10 protein-coding genes are annotated in these 15,537 nt (G+C 46.7%); 6 read left to right on the top strand and 4 right to left on the bottom strand.

All coding sequences use genetic code 11. The features are described from left to right. The gene (locus tag CSH92_RS14615; RefSeq protein ID WP_100658386.1) at positions 1 to 1,296 is read right to left on the bottom strand and encodes a GntP family permease; all 1,296 of its coding nucleotides are present in this window, start codon (positions 1,294 to 1,296) and stop codon (positions 1 to 3) included. A gap of 193 nt (positions 1,297 to 1,489) precedes the next feature. Between CSH92_RS14615 and CSH92_RS14610 the strand changes: the two genes are divergently transcribed. Together CSH92_RS14610 and CSH92_RS14605 are read left to right on the top strand one after the other, a co-directional pair. Further along, positions 1,490 to 3,805: a TonB-dependent receptor gene (locus CSH92_RS14610; RefSeq protein ID WP_100658385.1), complete on the top strand. Its 2,316-nt coding sequence runs from the start codon at positions 1,490 to 1,492 to the stop codon at positions 3,803 to 3,805. 56 nt (positions 3,806 to 3,861) lie between these two features. Then, the gene (locus CSH92_RS14605; protein ID WP_100658384.1) at positions 3,862 to 4,518 is read left to right on the top strand and encodes a response regulator transcription factor; all 657 of its coding nucleotides are present in this window, start codon (positions 3,862 to 3,864) and stop codon (positions 4,516 to 4,518) included. A gap of 88 nt (positions 4,519 to 4,606) precedes the next feature. Here CSH92_RS14605 and CSH92_RS14600 read toward each other — a convergent pair whose 3' ends face one another. After that, positions 4,607 to 4,858: an HP1242/YdcH family protein gene (locus CSH92_RS14600; protein ID WP_100658383.1), complete on the bottom strand. Its 252-nt coding sequence runs from the start codon at positions 4,856 to 4,858 to the stop codon at positions 4,607 to 4,609. A 128-nt stretch (positions 4,859 to 4,986) separates the two neighbouring features. After that, a complete protein-coding gene (locus CSH92_RS14595; protein WP_100658382.1) occupies positions 4,987 to 8,358 on the bottom strand; it encodes a PAS domain-containing hybrid sensor histidine kinase/response regulator in 3,372 nt (1,123 codons plus the stop codon). Between the two features lie 366 nt (positions 8,359 to 8,724). On the opposite strand from CSH92_RS14595, the gene grpE reads away from it, so the two are divergent. The 4 genes from grpE (at position 8,725) to CSH92_RS14575 (ending at position 13,318) form a co-directional block, all read left to right on the top strand. Then, positions 8,725 to 9,366 (top strand): nucleotide exchange factor GrpE, encoded by a 642-nt coding sequence (gene grpE, locus CSH92_RS14590; RefSeq protein ID WP_100658381.1) that lies wholly within the window; start codon positions 8,725 to 8,727, stop codon positions 9,364 to 9,366. Positions 9,367 to 9,464: 98 nt separating this feature from the next. Continuing rightward, complete coding sequence (gene dnaK / locus CSH92_RS14585) at positions 9,465 to 11,387, top strand: molecular chaperone DnaK (protein ID WP_100658380.1); 1,923 nt, start codon at positions 9,465 to 9,467, stop codon at positions 11,385 to 11,387. Between the two features lie 118 nt (positions 11,388 to 11,505). After that, positions 11,506 to 12,642: a molecular chaperone DnaJ gene (gene dnaJ, locus CSH92_RS14580; RefSeq protein ID WP_100658379.1), complete on the top strand. Its 1,137-nt coding sequence runs from the start codon at positions 11,506 to 11,508 to the stop codon at positions 12,640 to 12,642. Positions 12,643 to 12,835: 193 nt separating this feature from the next. Further along, positions 12,836 to 13,318: a c-type cytochrome gene (locus CSH92_RS14575; RefSeq protein ID WP_100658378.1), complete on the top strand. Its 483-nt coding sequence runs from the start codon at positions 12,836 to 12,838 to the stop codon at positions 13,316 to 13,318. Positions 13,319 to 13,383: 65 nt separating this feature from the next. Here the strand turns inward: CSH92_RS14575 and CSH92_RS14570 are convergent, their stop codons facing one another. Further along, positions 13,384 to 15,381: a PAS domain-containing hybrid sensor histidine kinase/response regulator gene (locus CSH92_RS14570; protein WP_100658377.1), complete on the bottom strand. Its 1,998-nt coding sequence runs from the start codon at positions 15,379 to 15,381 to the stop codon at positions 13,384 to 13,386. Between the last annotated feature and the right edge of the window lie 156 nt (positions 15,382 to 15,537).

Below are 15,537 nucleotides of genomic sequence, written 5' to 3'. Positions count from 1 at the left end.
CTAGAATAAAGTGAACAGGGTGATCGCCATGACTAAGCCAATCGTAGGCACAACTACCGTCAGAGCAGCCAAAGGCCAATACGCAGCTTGATGCGTTTCACCGCAGATCGCTCGGATTGTGGTCACTACATAACCATTGTGAGGGAGTGAATCTAACGCCCCCGAGGAAATAGAAACAATCCGATGCAACTCTTCGGGATCAACGCCTTGGTCCATGTAATGTGGACCAACCAAGGGTAACGCAATCGCTTGACCGCCTGATGCAGAGCCAGTCAAACCGGCGATAACACTGACCGCAATTGCGGCGCCGATAAGTTCATTGCCGGGAATTTGTGTCATCACCTCTACTGTGGTTTGGAACGCTGCTGTCGATTTGGCAATCGAGCCAAAACCTACCACAGCAGCCGTATTGCCAATGGCGAGCAAGGCACCCGTAGTACCCAGATGGACAGCTTCGGAAAGGTTATGAAAGTGCTGAAAATTAATCGCCATCAGGGTTAGAACACCGCCACCCAAGGCCACAATCAATGCAAGTTGTGCCAAACTTTCGTGCAATGTAAACGATAAAACCAAAACCACGATCAGCGGGACTATTCCCGTCAGAGGATGCGGATAGTCGCGCACCGGGATTTCCGGGTCGGTTTTGCGAGCTTCGAATCTTTCGCCATTGGCAACTGCTTTGCCAATCATTCGCTTAAGCCACATATAACCGAATAAGGCCATAAATACCGCAACCACAAAACTCACTTCCCAGGCGGCAAATGGCGAAGTCCCCAAATATTTAATCGGGATCCAGTTTTGGATTTCGGGCGAGCCTGCCGAAGTCATGGTAAAGGTGACGGAACCAAATGCCATGGTGGCAGGAATAAACCGGCGCGGTAGGTTGGCATCTTTAAATAAACTCAGTGCCATTGGATAGACTGAAAAGGCCACAATGAACACACTGACACCGCCGTAGGTCAATATGGCACAGGCCAACACGACTGCTAATACCGCACGATGAAACCCCAGTTTATCGACAATCCATTTGGCTACTGAATCGGCTGCGCCGGTATCTTCCATAAACTTGCCAAACAAGGCGCCAAGTAAAAACATAAAGAACCAGGATGCGATGAATCCAGTAAAGCCTTGCATATAGGTAGTGACAAAATTGCCGTCACCGAGAAAGACGGGCAATCCACTGGTTAGCGCAACGATTAGCGCGCACAAAGGGGCAGCAATAAACAAGTTCATACCGCGTATGGTTAGAAAAATAAGCAGCGCTAAGCCGCCAATTAATCCAATTAAACTGAGCATAGTAAAGTTTCCTAATTGAGTACTGTGACCGCAGACTCCTGAAAACGAAGTTCATTGTGGCGGGATCGAAGATTTATGCCATAGTACCATCGTACTACATACCTTAACGATTTTTTCACATAGATTTAACACCAGACCGTAGCCCTGTAATTGTGTTTAAAACCACTAACGATATTAAAAAAGGGACAACCCTATGTACCAGCAAAACCATAATCAACCGTTCGCTAAACGCGCATGTGCCGTTGCCATTAGTGCGGCATTAGCGGGCTTTAGTTTCAATGCAATCGCGCAAGATCCAGCCACTGTCGAAACAGCAGAAAGTAATCCAAAGCTTGAACGCATTGAAGTAACCGCGCGCAAAACTGTCGAATCGTTACAGGAAGTTCCTGTCGCTATTACTTCAATTGGCGCCATGGAACTTGAGCAAAAAGGCATTGCGGTGTTAACCGAATTACAACAGTTTTCACCGAACACAACGTTGCAGACTAGCCGTGGTACCAACTCTACATTAACGGCCTTTATTCGCGGCTTGGGTCAACAGGATCCGCTATGGGGCTATGAGCCAGGCGTTGGTATTTATATCGATGATGTGTACCTCGCACGTCCGCAAGGGGCTGTGCTCGATCTCATGGATGTCCAGCGCATTGAAATTCTGCGTGGTCCGCAAGGCACGCTGTATGGTAAAAATACCATTGGTGGTGCGGTAAAATATGTCACCAAAGAGATGACTGGAGACCTTAACTTTAATGTTCAAGGTACGGTGGGCAGTTACTCCCAGCGTGATGTTAAGGTTACTGGCCAAATCCCAGTGGTAGATGACACTTTTTACATAGGTTTTGGTTATGCTGATTTAAGTCGTGACGGCTTTGGAACCTATTTACAATCAGCAATCCCCAATCAGGATCTCGAAAACTATAATAAAGATCTTTGGGCAGCACGTTTATCCGTCGAGCTGCGTCCGGCGGATGACTGGTTTATCCGTATTGGCTGGGATAAAACCAAAGATACTTCAAATGCGAAGGGCGGCTATCGTTTAATGCCGAGCCTGCTGACTGATGCACCGGTGCCTGACAGTGTGTTTGATTCGTACACCAGCTTACCTACATTCAATGAAGTCACCCTTGAAGGAATTAACTGGTTAGTCAGGCATGATTTCTCTGAAAATCTTGAATTGAAGTATATTGGCTCATCGCGTGAAAGTTATTCGCCCACCAATATCGATTTTGATAATACTGCGTTGGATATCTTCGATGTTCCAGCCGAATACGATGACGAGAATACCACGCATGAACTGCAAGCCAATTACAGTGGTGAAGCCTACTCCATTGTGGGTGGGGTCTATCTGTATGATGGTGAATCTTGCGGTAACTTTGATGCGGTTCTCGGCTTTTTGGGACGGGCAGCTTTCGGTGTCCCAGGTTTAACGCGTGAAGTTACTGGCTGTAATAACAGCGAAAGCTGGGCGGTCTATACGCAGGCTAATTTTGATTTAACTGAACAGTTGTCCATGTCAGTGGGTGCGCGTTACACCGATGAGGAAAAGTCAGCTACAGTCAATAACGGTTTAATCTTTGCCAATGTTTATCCTTACAGCGATTGGATCCCCGGCTATCAGCGTCCAGCGGGAGACCTAGTGCCACAGGTTCTCGGTAGTGATAGTGACGGCGATGGCGTGCTCGATGCGCCAGCGGTGGAGAGCTGGTCACGCTTTACTCCGCGGGTAGGCCTAGAGTACCAAGTTGATAGAGACTTGATGTTTTACGCTAGTTATTCACAAGGCTTTAAATCTGGCACATTTAATCCGCGAGCCACGATTAATGAACCGGGCGTTAAACCGGAGATCGTAGATTCCTATGAAGTGGGAATGAAGAGTGATTGGGGAGATAATTTACGCGCCAATATCGCTTTGTTCACTTATGATCACAGCGATCGGCAGTACATTGGTATTGAAGGTAACAGTGATGATCCAACCGCACTGTTGCAACGCTTGCGTAATGCTGCTGAGACCTCTGCCAAAGGAGTTGAGGCTGACTTTACCTATGTTGCTACCGACAACCTGCAGTTTGGTCTAAACATTGGTTATATCGATTTTGAAATCAAACGTAATGACGCCATCCCACCGTTAATCGGTCTTTCGAATACCCCTGAGTTAACTTACAACTTGTCAGCAGGCTACGTGTTAGAGAGCGGTGTTGGTGATTTTGTATTTAGCGCTAACTATTATCATCGTGATGATTACCTGATTTTTGAAACCAGTGATCTTATCCAGCAAGACGCCTACGGTATGTTGAATCTAAGTGTTAGCTGGGAAAGCCAAGAAGGCAATTGGTTTGCTAGTTTACATGGTAAAAACCTGACTGATGAAGAATATGTGATCGGCGGCTATGACTTTGTCACTCGCAATGATGACGGCACTTTAGGTCCAGGCTTGGGCGGTGATACAACCTTGATTGGTTACTATGGCGATCCCCGCACAATTCACTTGACCGTAGGGTATCGCTTCTATTAAGTTCGCTTGTGTGTGTTGTGGCGGCTTCGGCCGCCTTTTTTGTTTTGAGGGTAACCATGCAAACATCTTCTGCTTGCCATGTTCTGATCGCCGATGATCATCCGCTATTTCGCGCTGCCATGAAACATGCGCTGGGAGACATTATTGTTGGCACACTGTATGAAGCGGAGGATTTTTATCAGGCTAAAGAACAGTTGGCAAATCATCCGGAGATCGAGCTTGTATTTCTAGACTTAGCAATGCCGGGTAATCAGGGTTTGACGGGGTTAAGTCAGCTGCGTTTGGATTATCCCAATACCTTGGTCGTGGTGGTGTCTGCACAAGAAGATATCAATCTAATTCGGCGCGCAATCACCCTGGGCAGCAGTGGATATATCCCGAAGTCAACGCCATTGCCGATCATCTCAACTGCAGTAAAAGCCATTCTGAATGGAGATACATGGCTACCGGCAGATATCGATGTTAACGCAGAAGAACCCCACGATCCGCAGGCAGAGCAATTTGTCACCCGGCTGAATCAATTGACGCCGCATCAGTTTAAGGTACTCAATCTGATGGCCAATGGATTATTGAATAAGCAAATTGCTTATGAGTTGGATATTTCTGAATCAACAGTGAAACAACATGCGTCGGCAGTTCTAAAGAAATTAGGCGTTATCAATCGCACTCAGGCCGGTGTTTTGTTTAAGCAAGCACTACAATCTGACGAGTAAAAAAAACCGGTAACTGAGTTACCGGCTATCCGTTTGGATGAATAAGAAGCAAGGTGCTTCTTCAGGGTTGGAACGGGAGAATCCTGGACTATTGAGATGATTCTTCTTGTTGAACACGCTGAAATAGCGCGTCTTTTAAAAATACCCGGCGGCGTTTTTGTTCTTCCAGGTACTGGTCAGTCGTATTTTTTTCACCTGACTCAATCGTATACACTTCATGATCAATTTCATGGTATTCGTCAAATTGCTTAGCAAAATGTAGGTCATGCATTTTTAAGTGTCTAATGGTGTGATGATGGTCGGGAAATTCTTTCAACAGACTGTGTTTTTCTAACGACATTTTTGGCTTCCTGTATTGAGATTACAGGGTCAGTATGGGGTAACTTGCAGAAGAATTTATTGATCTATGTCAGCAACTGAGTGTGTCTCACGCAGTCTTAAAACCTGTCCGAATAAGGGCTTGGCTGTTTAGACCAATAAGTTTTTAAGTAAGCGTTTAAGCGCCATTGGCTTGACCGGTTTAGGTAAAAACGTCAGGCCAACATTTAGCGCTTGATCTTTGACATTATCATCGCGATTAGCGGTGGTTAACACGCCAGGCACGTGACGCTGCCAGCGAGCAGAGGCATGCGTGATCACATCAATACCCGTTTCACCTGCATTTAAATGATAGTCAACAATCAGTAGATCAGGCGCTTCAATAGCAACTTGGCTGACCTGTTTACCAGATTCTGCAACGCTCACCGTCGCGCCCCAGTCGGTCAATAAATGTGCGATGGCCTTTTGAATTTGTGGGTCGTTTTCCACCAATAACACCCTTTGACCAGCAAGGAATTGTTCGCTGTGGGCTTCTACGGCGTTTTTGACTGATAACAATGCAGGTACCGATTTTACACTTTGCCCGCGTTGCACTGTTACGCTAAACATACTGCCAACATTGGGCTCTGAGTTAAGCCCAATCTCATGGTTTAGCAGCGAAGCCATGCGCTCAACAATGGTTAGCCCGAGCCCCAATCCTTGATGACTTTCGGTTTGCGTTAACTGATGAAACTCAGCGAATATAATCTGTTGATGTTGCTTATCAATACCCAGTCCATTGTCTGCGACAATTAATTTGAGTTGCTCAGAACCGTGTTTACGCGCGCCAAACACAACTCTGGGACGCTCGCTATCACGCGCGTAGCGAATGGCGTTGGACAGTAAGTTTTGCAAAATACGCCGCAGTAATTTCTTATCAGATACTACGGAGCGTTGCGTTTTTACATAGCGCAACATAACGCCTTTTTGCGCGGCAATCACGGTAAACTCTTGACATAAGGAAGCAAACAGGTCGTCTAGCATAAATTCCGACACGTTCGGTTGCAGTACTCCAGACTCAAGTTTGGTCATATCTAGCAATGTGTGTAGCAGGGATTCTGCACTACTGAGCGACTGCACGATCCCATCACTGATTTCACGTAACTGTTGTTGTGACGTTGGCGTATTAACACGTTGTGTAAGCATTGACGCATAGAGCACAGCAGCATTGAAGGGCTGCATTAAATCATGCCCAGCCGCGGCCAGAAACTTAGTCTTGCTGCGATTAGCCTGATCCGCGGCAAGCCTGGCTTTTTCCAATTCGCCGGTGCGTTCAAGAACGCGTTGCTCTAAACCTTTTTTAGCATCAGTTAGTTCGTCTTGAATGCGGATATATTCGCTAATATCTGAGTAAGTCGTTACATAACCGCCACCCGGCAATGGACTGCCATTGATCTCAATAGTGCGGTCATCGGGTTGTTTACGGATGTATTTGTAGCGACTGCCTGACCGCATATAACTAATACGTTTACTAATTTCGGCCTCGATATCGCTTACTTCGCCAAACATACCCCGCTCGGCATTGGCGCGCAGCACGCTTTCGATTGGCTTGCCCACGCTAATAAAATCACTCGGGTAGTCAAACAATTCTAAATAGCGTTGGTTCCACGCTAACATGTTTAGCTCACGATCGAGCACACTGATACCTTGCTCAATATGCTGCACCGACGATTGCAAAACTTCATGATTGAACTGCAATGTCTGCGAAGCTTGTTCTGCCAGTTCAACGCGTTCTGTAATACTACTGTTTTGTTTGCTTGCGACCGTCGACAGCAAGATCCGTGCGCCAGCAAGACCAACCTGACTGGCCAGCAATCGTTCGCAGTGCATAACTAGAGGGGCGCTAGCAATCGCTTGAGTACTATGGTCTTTAACTTGTTGAGCAAATTGGGTGAAATCGGGATCCGGTAAAATGCGTTGTAAAAGGTGGCGAAGATCGGCGATTGGGATCACCAACGAGGGTAACAATTGCTGATCCGCAGGCGTGTCTGTTATGCCAGCTGATGGACGTAGGGCAAATAGCCAATATGTAAGCAGATTAAGTAATAGGCTTAGTACCACGCTATTACCCAACGCTGCATCAGTGGGCGGTGCAGCAAAATAGTATGTGGAGGTAATGGCTGGCCACAGCATAGTGACAAACCAGCAACAACTTCCCACAAGGATCCCCATCCACGCTGACAGCGCATTACTCTTTTGCCAGAAAAACGGCAGTAATAAAGCGGGAACCAGTTGTGCCAATAATGCCATTGCGATGGTGCCGCTTTGCACCAGTGGTGCTGACTGACTGATATAAAGATGGTAGGCGTAGGCAACCGAAAGCACCACTAAAACGGTGATCCGGCGGATTGCCAATATACGGCTTGGGGCGAGTGACTGCTTGGAGCGACTCGATAAGGTGAAGCGCAGCCAGAGTGGCGTGACCAGGCTATTCGAAATCATAATCCCCAGTGCCAGTGTGGCCACGATAACCATGCTCGTGGCTGCACTGATCCCGCCAATAAACGCGATTAATGACACAGTGGCTTGGTTTTGTGCGATGGGGATTGCGAGTGCAAAGCTGTCGGTACTGTAACCGCTACCGTCAAGCAGAATATGGCCAGCTAGCGCTATCGGCAGGATAAATAGTGTCATTAAGCTCAAGTACAGCGGAAACATCCAGCGCGCGGTACGCAATTCATCATCACCATTGTTTTCAACAAAGGTGATATGAAACTGGCGGGGTAAACAAAATGCAGCACAAATACCCAGCAAAACGTGACACAAAAATACGCCGATGGCACTGTCGGCATAGATGACTTCACTTGCTTGTGGGTGATTAGCTGCTTGACCAATCAGATCCAGTGGACCATCAAACAAGAAGAAGCAAACATAAATGCCCACCGCAGTAATGCCGGCAAGTTTAAGGATTGATTCAAATGCAATCGTAGTCATCAAGCCAGGGTGCTTCTCTGTCAGGCTGAGTGTTCGGGTACCAAACAGAATCGCGAATAACGCCATCAACGCGGCTACATATAAGCCGATGCCTGATGTAGTCGCGGGTGATTCGTTGGAAATTAACGCCAATGCCAAGGTAATCGCATCTAACTGCAGTGCAATGTAAGGAATAACACCAATAAAACTAATGATAGTCACCAGTGCAGCGAGACTAAAGCGGCTGTTGTAGCGAGCGCCAATAAAATCGGCGAGCGAACTGATTTGTTGGCTTTGGCAATAGTTGGCTAACTTTTTAACCAGCGAAAAGCCAATCACAAAAACGATGATCATGCCCAAATAGGTTGGGATAAAAGCCCAACCATAATTGCTGGCTTGGGTCGTAGTACCAAAAAATGCCCATGAAGTGCAATGCACGCCCAAGGCAAGGCTATACACATAGGGGTGTTGCTGATGCTCGCGCTGGCGGCGGTCGGACCAAAAAGCGACAGCAAAAAGGGCGATAAGATACGCAATAATGACTGCAGTTACCGTCCAAAAATTAAACATAATGCGCGATAAAATGACTTCTAAAAAACCGCCTATGCATAGCGTCGAAGAACGCTTAACCTCAGCAGTTAACTGTGAATAAGACCACTTTACGCGTCCTGCTTATGGCATTCAATTGCTATCGATGTGAAAAAAAGCTGATCCTATGCGAATAAGTGATTAATTGGCGCCAACGATGAGTAGTAATAATGCATATCGGCACAGAATGTTATCGCAGGCACCCAGAAAATAGGTGATTAATCAGTTGTTTTTTGCCGAAATTCAAAATAATCCTTAAAAAGTGCAGGCATAACCCTTGAAGCCTCTGAAACTAACCCCATAAATGCCCCCAAAGTGAATAAGTTGGTCAAGAAAGTGGAGGCATGCATGAGCGAAAATCGCGACGTGCAAGACGAACAGCAAGCCCAGCAGGCTGCAGAGGTCGAACAAAACCAAGGCGCTGCCGAGTCAGTTGACGTTGAAGTCAATCAAGACGGCGCAGTAGAAGGCGAACTGGAAACCCCAGAAGAGGTTATCGCGGCGTTACAAGCTGAATTAGCGGCCGCACAGGCAACCATTGATGGGCAAAAAGAGAGCGTTTTGCGTGCTCGCGCTGATATGGAGAACGCAAAGCGCCGAGCTGAAGCCGAAGTATCTAAAGCTCGTAAATTTGCACTAGAGAAATTTGCTGGTGAGCTGTTGCCCGTGATCGACAATCTGGAGCGAGCTATCCAAGTCGCTGACGCTGAAAACGAGGCCATTAAACCGTTACTCGAAGGCGTTGAACTAACAATGAAGTCTTTCTTGAGCACGGTAGAGAAAAACGGGCTGTCGCTGATTGATCCGCAAGGAGAAGCGTTTAATCCAGAGCTGCATCAGGCAATGTCGATGCAAGAGTCTGCGGATGTTGCGCCGAACACGGTCATAGCCGTGATGCAAAAAGGCTATCAGATCAATGGTCGCTTATTACGCCCAGCGATGGTCATGGTTTCACGCGCACCTGACGGTGGCGTAGACACTCAGGTTTAATTGATTATTTAGCAACTTTTTTTGTGGGACAGATTGAAATTAGTGCAAAAGGCCCCACAACTAATGCAGGTATTTGAAACAGTTTTTGGAGACACACAATGGGTAAAATCATTGGAATCGATTTAGGTACAACAAATTCATGTGTCGCAGTTCTAGACGGCGACAAAGCGAAAGTTATTGAAAACGCCGAAGGCGATCGCACAACCCCATCGATCATCGCTTATACAGAAGACGGTGAAACGTTAGTGGGTCAACCGGCAAAGCGTCAGGCTGTTACTAACCCGAAAAACACTTTGTTCGCGATCAAGCGCTTGATTGGGCGTCGTTTTGAAGACAAAGAAGTGCAGCGCGATATCGACATTATGCCTTTTAGCATTGTTAAAGCAGACAATGGCGACGCGTGGGTTGAAACCAAGGGCGACAAAATGGCGCCACCACAGATTTCTGCTGAAGTCTTGAAGAAAATGAAGAAGACGGCTGAAGATTTTCTGGGTGAAGAAGTTACGGGTGCAGTTATCACTGTTCCTGCTTACTTCAATGACTCACAGCGTCAAGCGACTAAAGACGCAGGTCGCATCGCCGGTCTTGATGTGAAACGTATCATTAACGAACCAACGGCCGCAGCCCTTGCTTACGGTATGGACAAAAAGTCTGGCGACAATGTAATTGCCGTTTATGACTTGGGTGGTGGTACGTTCGATATTTCAATCATCGAAATTGATGAAGTTGACGGCGAGCATACCTTTGAAGTACTGGCGACCAATGGTGATACGCACTTAGGTGGTGAAGACTTCGATAACCGCATGATCACTTATTTGGTTGATGAGTTTAAGAAAGACCAAGGCGTAGATTTACGTAAAGATCCATTGGCGATGCAGCGCTTAAAAGAAGCCGGTGAGAAAGCCAAGATCGAGTTATCTTCTGCGCAGCAAACCGAGGTTAACCTACCGTATATCACTGCTGATGCATCAGGTCCTAAGCACTTAGCGATAAAAGTGACGCGCGCTAAACTTGAATCTTTGGTTGAAGATATGGTGAAAGCGTCGCTTGAGCCAGTTAAACAAGCACTTGCTGATGCCGACCTATCGGTCAGCGATGTAAAAGACATTATCTTGGTTGGCGGTCAAACGCGTATGCCATTAGTGCAAAAGTACGTGACTGAATTCTTTGGTAAAGAGCCACGTAAAGACGTTAACCCTGATGAAGCGGTTGCGGTTGGTGCTGCGATCCAAGGCGGCGTATTGTCGGGAGAAGTTAAAGACGTTCTCTTGCTTGACGTTACTCCGCTGTCGCTGGGCATCGAAACCATGGGCGGCGTAATGACTGCGCTGATTGAGAAAAATACGACCATTCCAACCAAGAAGTCGCAAACGTTCTCAACGGCTGAAGACAATCAGTCAGCAGTAACCGTACATGTATTGCAAGGTGAGCGTAAGCAGGCACAAGGGAACAAGTCTTTAGGGCAGTTTAACCTTGAAGGTATTCGCCCTGCAGCGCGCGGTGTGCCGCAGATTGAAGTAACTTTCGACATCGACGCCGACGGTATTTTGCACGTCTCTGCCAAAGATAAAGACACGGGCAAAGAGCAGAAGATCACAATCAAAGCGTCTTCTGGCTTAAGTGATGATGAAATCGAAAAAATGGTGCAAGACGCAGAAGCTAACAAGGAAGCGGATAAGAAGTTTGAAGAGTTAGTGCAAACCCGTAACCAGGCCGACGGTATGGTTCATGCGACGCGCAAGCAAGTTGAAGAAGCTGGTGAAGCATTGTCTGCAGATGAAAAGGCGAAGATTGAAGAAGCGATCAGTGATTTAGAGTCTGCAATCAAAGGTGAAGATAAAGAAGCCATTGATGCCAAGACCCAAGCATTGGTTCAGGCCTCAGCTAAGTTGATGGAAATCGCCCAAGCGAATGCTCAACAAGCCGGTGCGGAGCAAGCCACTGATGCCACTCAAGAGAAGTCGCAAGACGATGATGTGGTTGACGCCGAGTTTGAAGAAGTTAAGGACGACAAAAAGTAATCGCGAGTCGGTAAGACTTACGAAACAGTTGCAAACACAGGCGTAGCAGATTTCTGCCTACGCCTTTTTGCTGAAATAAGGGCGAAGCCAGTAGTACAAGGTAGGATAAGCACGAAATATGTCAAAACGAGATTACTATGAAGTTTTAGGTGTTGATAAAGGCGCTAGCGAACGCGAGATTAAAAAAGCGTACAAAAAGCTCGCGATGAAATATCACCCTGACCGCACGGCAGGGGACAAAGCACTGGAAGAAAAATTCAAAGAAATCCAAGAAGCTCATGAAGTGCTTACGGATGAACGCAAGCGTGCCGCGTATGATCAGTATGGTCATGCCGGCGTTGATCCAAACCGCGGTGGTGGTGGTTTCGGCGGTGGTGCCGATTTTGGTGATATCTTTGGTGACGTCTTCGGTGACATCTTCGGTGGTGGACGTGGTGGTCGTCAGTCGCGAGCGCGCTCTGGCGCGGATTTGCGCTACAACCTTGAAATGACTCTTGAAGAGGCTGTACGCGGCAAAGAAGTTGAAATCCGCGTGCCAACGCTGGTGGGTTGTGATGTGTGTGATGGTTCCGGGGCGAAAAAAGGTTCGAGTCCAACAACCTGCCCAACCTGTCATGGTAACGGCCAAGTACAGATGCGTCAGGGCTTTTTTGCCGTTCAGCAAACCTGTCCGACATGTTCGGGTAAAGGCAAAATTATCAGTGACCCATGTAACAATTGCCGTGGTCATGGTCGCGTAGAGAAAACCAAGACGCTATCAGTGAAAGTACCAGCAGGTGTTGATACGGGTGACCGTATTCGCCTCAGCGGTGAAGGAGAGGCAGGGGAGCATGGTGCTCCAGCCGGTGACCTGTATGTGCAAGTGCATGTAAAGGAACATAAAATCTTCACACGCGATGGCAATAATTTGTATTGCGAAGTACCACTTAGTTTTACTACGGCAGCGCTGGGTGGAGAGCTACAAGTACCGACATTGGACGGTAAGGTGAAACTGAAAATAACACCCGAAACCCAAACCGGTCGCATGTTCCGTTTACGTGGCAAAGGGGTTAAATCTGTGCGCAGCGGTGCAATTGGCGACTTGATGTGTAAAGTGGTGATTGAGACGCCAGTGAACCTGTCGGCACGCCAGAAAGAGCTGTTGAAAGAGTTAGACGAATCTATGGGTAGTGGCTCAGATGCTGCTAAGCACCGTCCGAAGGAGCAGGGCTTTTTTGATGGCGTGAAGAAATTCTTTGATGACCTCACCAACTAAAGTGGTGTTATGAATGGCTCTAGAAGGCACCCCAAGGGGGTGCTTTTTTATTTCAAGTTCGTGCATCAATGAAACTTCGACCAGTTGTATAGGGTAATTTATCGTTAGCGTTAACCCAAATCGAAGAAAGTTGAGTAAAAGCTTATACCCCTGTAATCTTTCGCAATAATTACTAATCAGTTAAGGAAAAACGATGAAAAAACGTTCGGCACTAATACTCTCAGGTTTAATCGCCGCACTCTCATTCACGGTGAGTTCAACAGTTTCTGCGGAAATGGCAGCTAATGAACGTCAAGCGGCAAATGCAGTTAAGTTTCGTCAAGCACTATTGCAACTAGTTCGCAGTAATATGCGGCCACTCGGCGGTATGGCCAAAGGTCAAATTCCCTTTGATACCGAAGTGATGCAAACCAATGCTGTTCGATTAGAACAGTTAGGCATGATGATGCCAGATTACTTTGCTCTGAATACAACTGCTTTTGAGCTTGATACCGGTGCGTTGCCAAAAATTTGGGACAACATGGACGACTTTAACGCTAAATCAGCTGAGATGGTGAGTGCAGCACAAGCCTTGCAAACGGCCGTTGCTAGTGGTGATGAGGGAGCTTATCGCAAAGCCATTGGTGGTGTAGGCGCTACCTGTAAAGGTTGTCACGATAGCTACAAAGCTGATTAATTTCGGATAGCAGGTTCACCTGTAATTGTTATCAGCAGTTCCTAGAGTTTTTGGAATTGCTGACATTACTCTATCGAATGCGTCAGCCAATGAAACACCGTGGTGTAAAAGGTGTCCAAATGCAGGGGTTTGGTCACGAAGCCATTCATTCCTGCTGCCAAGCATGTGCGTTTGTTTTCCTCAAACGCATTACCTGTGAGTGCTACTATCGGCACGGAGGTGCCTAACGGTAATTCACGTATGCGGCGAGTCGCCTCTAGGCCATCCATACGGGGCATTTGAACATCCATTAATATAAGGTCGACGTGCTGGTTTTGGACGTACTCTATGGCTTCCACTCCGTTACTTGCAGTGCTGCTATCAATATCAACGAGGGTCAAAAATTCTGCAAGCAGTTCAGCGTTCATATCTTCATCATCTACAATCAAGACATGTTTGCTATCTAACGCGAGCAATTGCTCTTTAGGGTCGAATGCGTGTTCCAAAACTTCGTACTGAACTGATGCGGTTTTGTCGAGGCTTATATCAAACCAAAAAGTACTGCCCTTTCCCACAGTAGAGGTTGCCCCAACATCGCCGCCCATTAAGTGGGCGATACGCTTGGTAATCGACAAACCTAGTCCGGTACCTTGATATTGACGAGTTAGTGAGTTGTCGGCTTGTTCAAATTCATTAAACAGGCGCGGCAGCACTTCGGGTTTGAACCCTATGCCAGTATCTTCAACTTCTATACGAATATTAACGCTAGATTGAGTATCCGCGACTACACGAACACGCAACGTTATTGTGCCCGAGTCAGTAAATTTTATGGCGTTACTTGTTAGGTTTAAGATTGCCTGTTTAAGGCGAATTGCGTCACCTTTTACGTCCGTAGGCAACTCACCCAAATCGGTGATAAAACTCAATCCTTTCTCGTTTGCTGAAACGGACATTAACCGATAAATATCATCAAATACTTCCTGCAGGTTGATAGGCTCGTGGGCGATATCAAATTTACCGGTCTCAATTTTGGAGATATCAAGCACCAGATTGAGGATTTCAAGCAAATGTCGACTCGCTGTTTCAATAGTATCAATGCGAGTTTGTTGCGCCCCAGAGAGGCCATCCTCGCGCAGGAAATGAGCCATTCCGATGATGATATTTAGCGGTGTGCGGATTTCATGGGTAATATTCGCTAAAAATGCAGTTTTAGCTTTACTTGCTGATTCTGCTTGAGTTTTGGCAAGTTCCAGTTCTTTTGTGCGTGCAGTTACTTCTTGTTCTAACGCTTGTTGGCGTGTCGCCCGCTCTTGCTCTGCCTTTACCCGTTCAGTGATGTCACGTGTGCTACAAAACAGCATTGGTTGGCCACTAATCTCTAGTGGAAAGGCACTGACCTCTACAGGATATTCTTGCCCGTTGGCGTTACAGTGCTGTGTTTCAAATTGAACACGCTCACCATTTTTTTGTATGTCTGCAATAATGTTCGCTATTTCAGCTGAAGAGTATTTTTTGTCCCATGCACTAACCGGCATGCCGATCGCTTGTTGGCGATTAATACCTAACATATCGCACCAGGAATCACTGCATTCTTGGGTTACTCCATGGCTATCCAGAATCGTGATCGCATCACTGGCATTGTGTAAGATGGCTTGATAGCGTGAGGTTTGCTCCTGCAGTTGTTGTTCGATCGCTTTTTGTGGTGAGATGTCATGAAAGTTAATACTCACGTGACTCAGATTATTGGCGTTATCAAACATCGGGACTGCGTTTACAAGGACCCAAATGCATTCCTTGTTCAGTGGACTAATGATCCCAACAGTCATATTGTCCACATTTTTTAAGGTTTTCAGTGCCTGCGATATTGGATATTGCTCGACGGGCAAAGCATCACCAAATTCATCTACAAAATGCCATGTGGGATCAAGCGCAGTACGCCCCCACATTTGATCTTCTGTTAATCCCAATAATTCCGATGCGCGTGGATTGCAGTACATAACACTGCTGTCGGGCGCATGAATAACAACCCCAGTTCGAAGTGTTGATAATATGTAAGATTCACTAACTGCTTTTTGTAGCGCCATCAGCTCGCATACTCTATTGTGGGGGCTACGTAGCCCATTCCAGCATAAGCAAAAGATACAGGCAGACTAACCTCATTTAATAGATATAGATCAATTTGGGTAGATATGAAACCCTTACATGCTTGGAAATGTCTGCTGATAGTCCATTTGCTCTAT

The organism is Neoalteromonas flava (assembly GCF_002807685.1).
GTDB classification, from domain to species: Bacteria; Pseudomonadota; Gammaproteobacteria; order Enterobacterales; family Alteromonadaceae; genus Alteromonas_E; species Alteromonas_E flava.
Note: the sequence above shows the minus strand (reverse complement) of the source record. Positions and strands in the feature narration are given on the sequence as shown.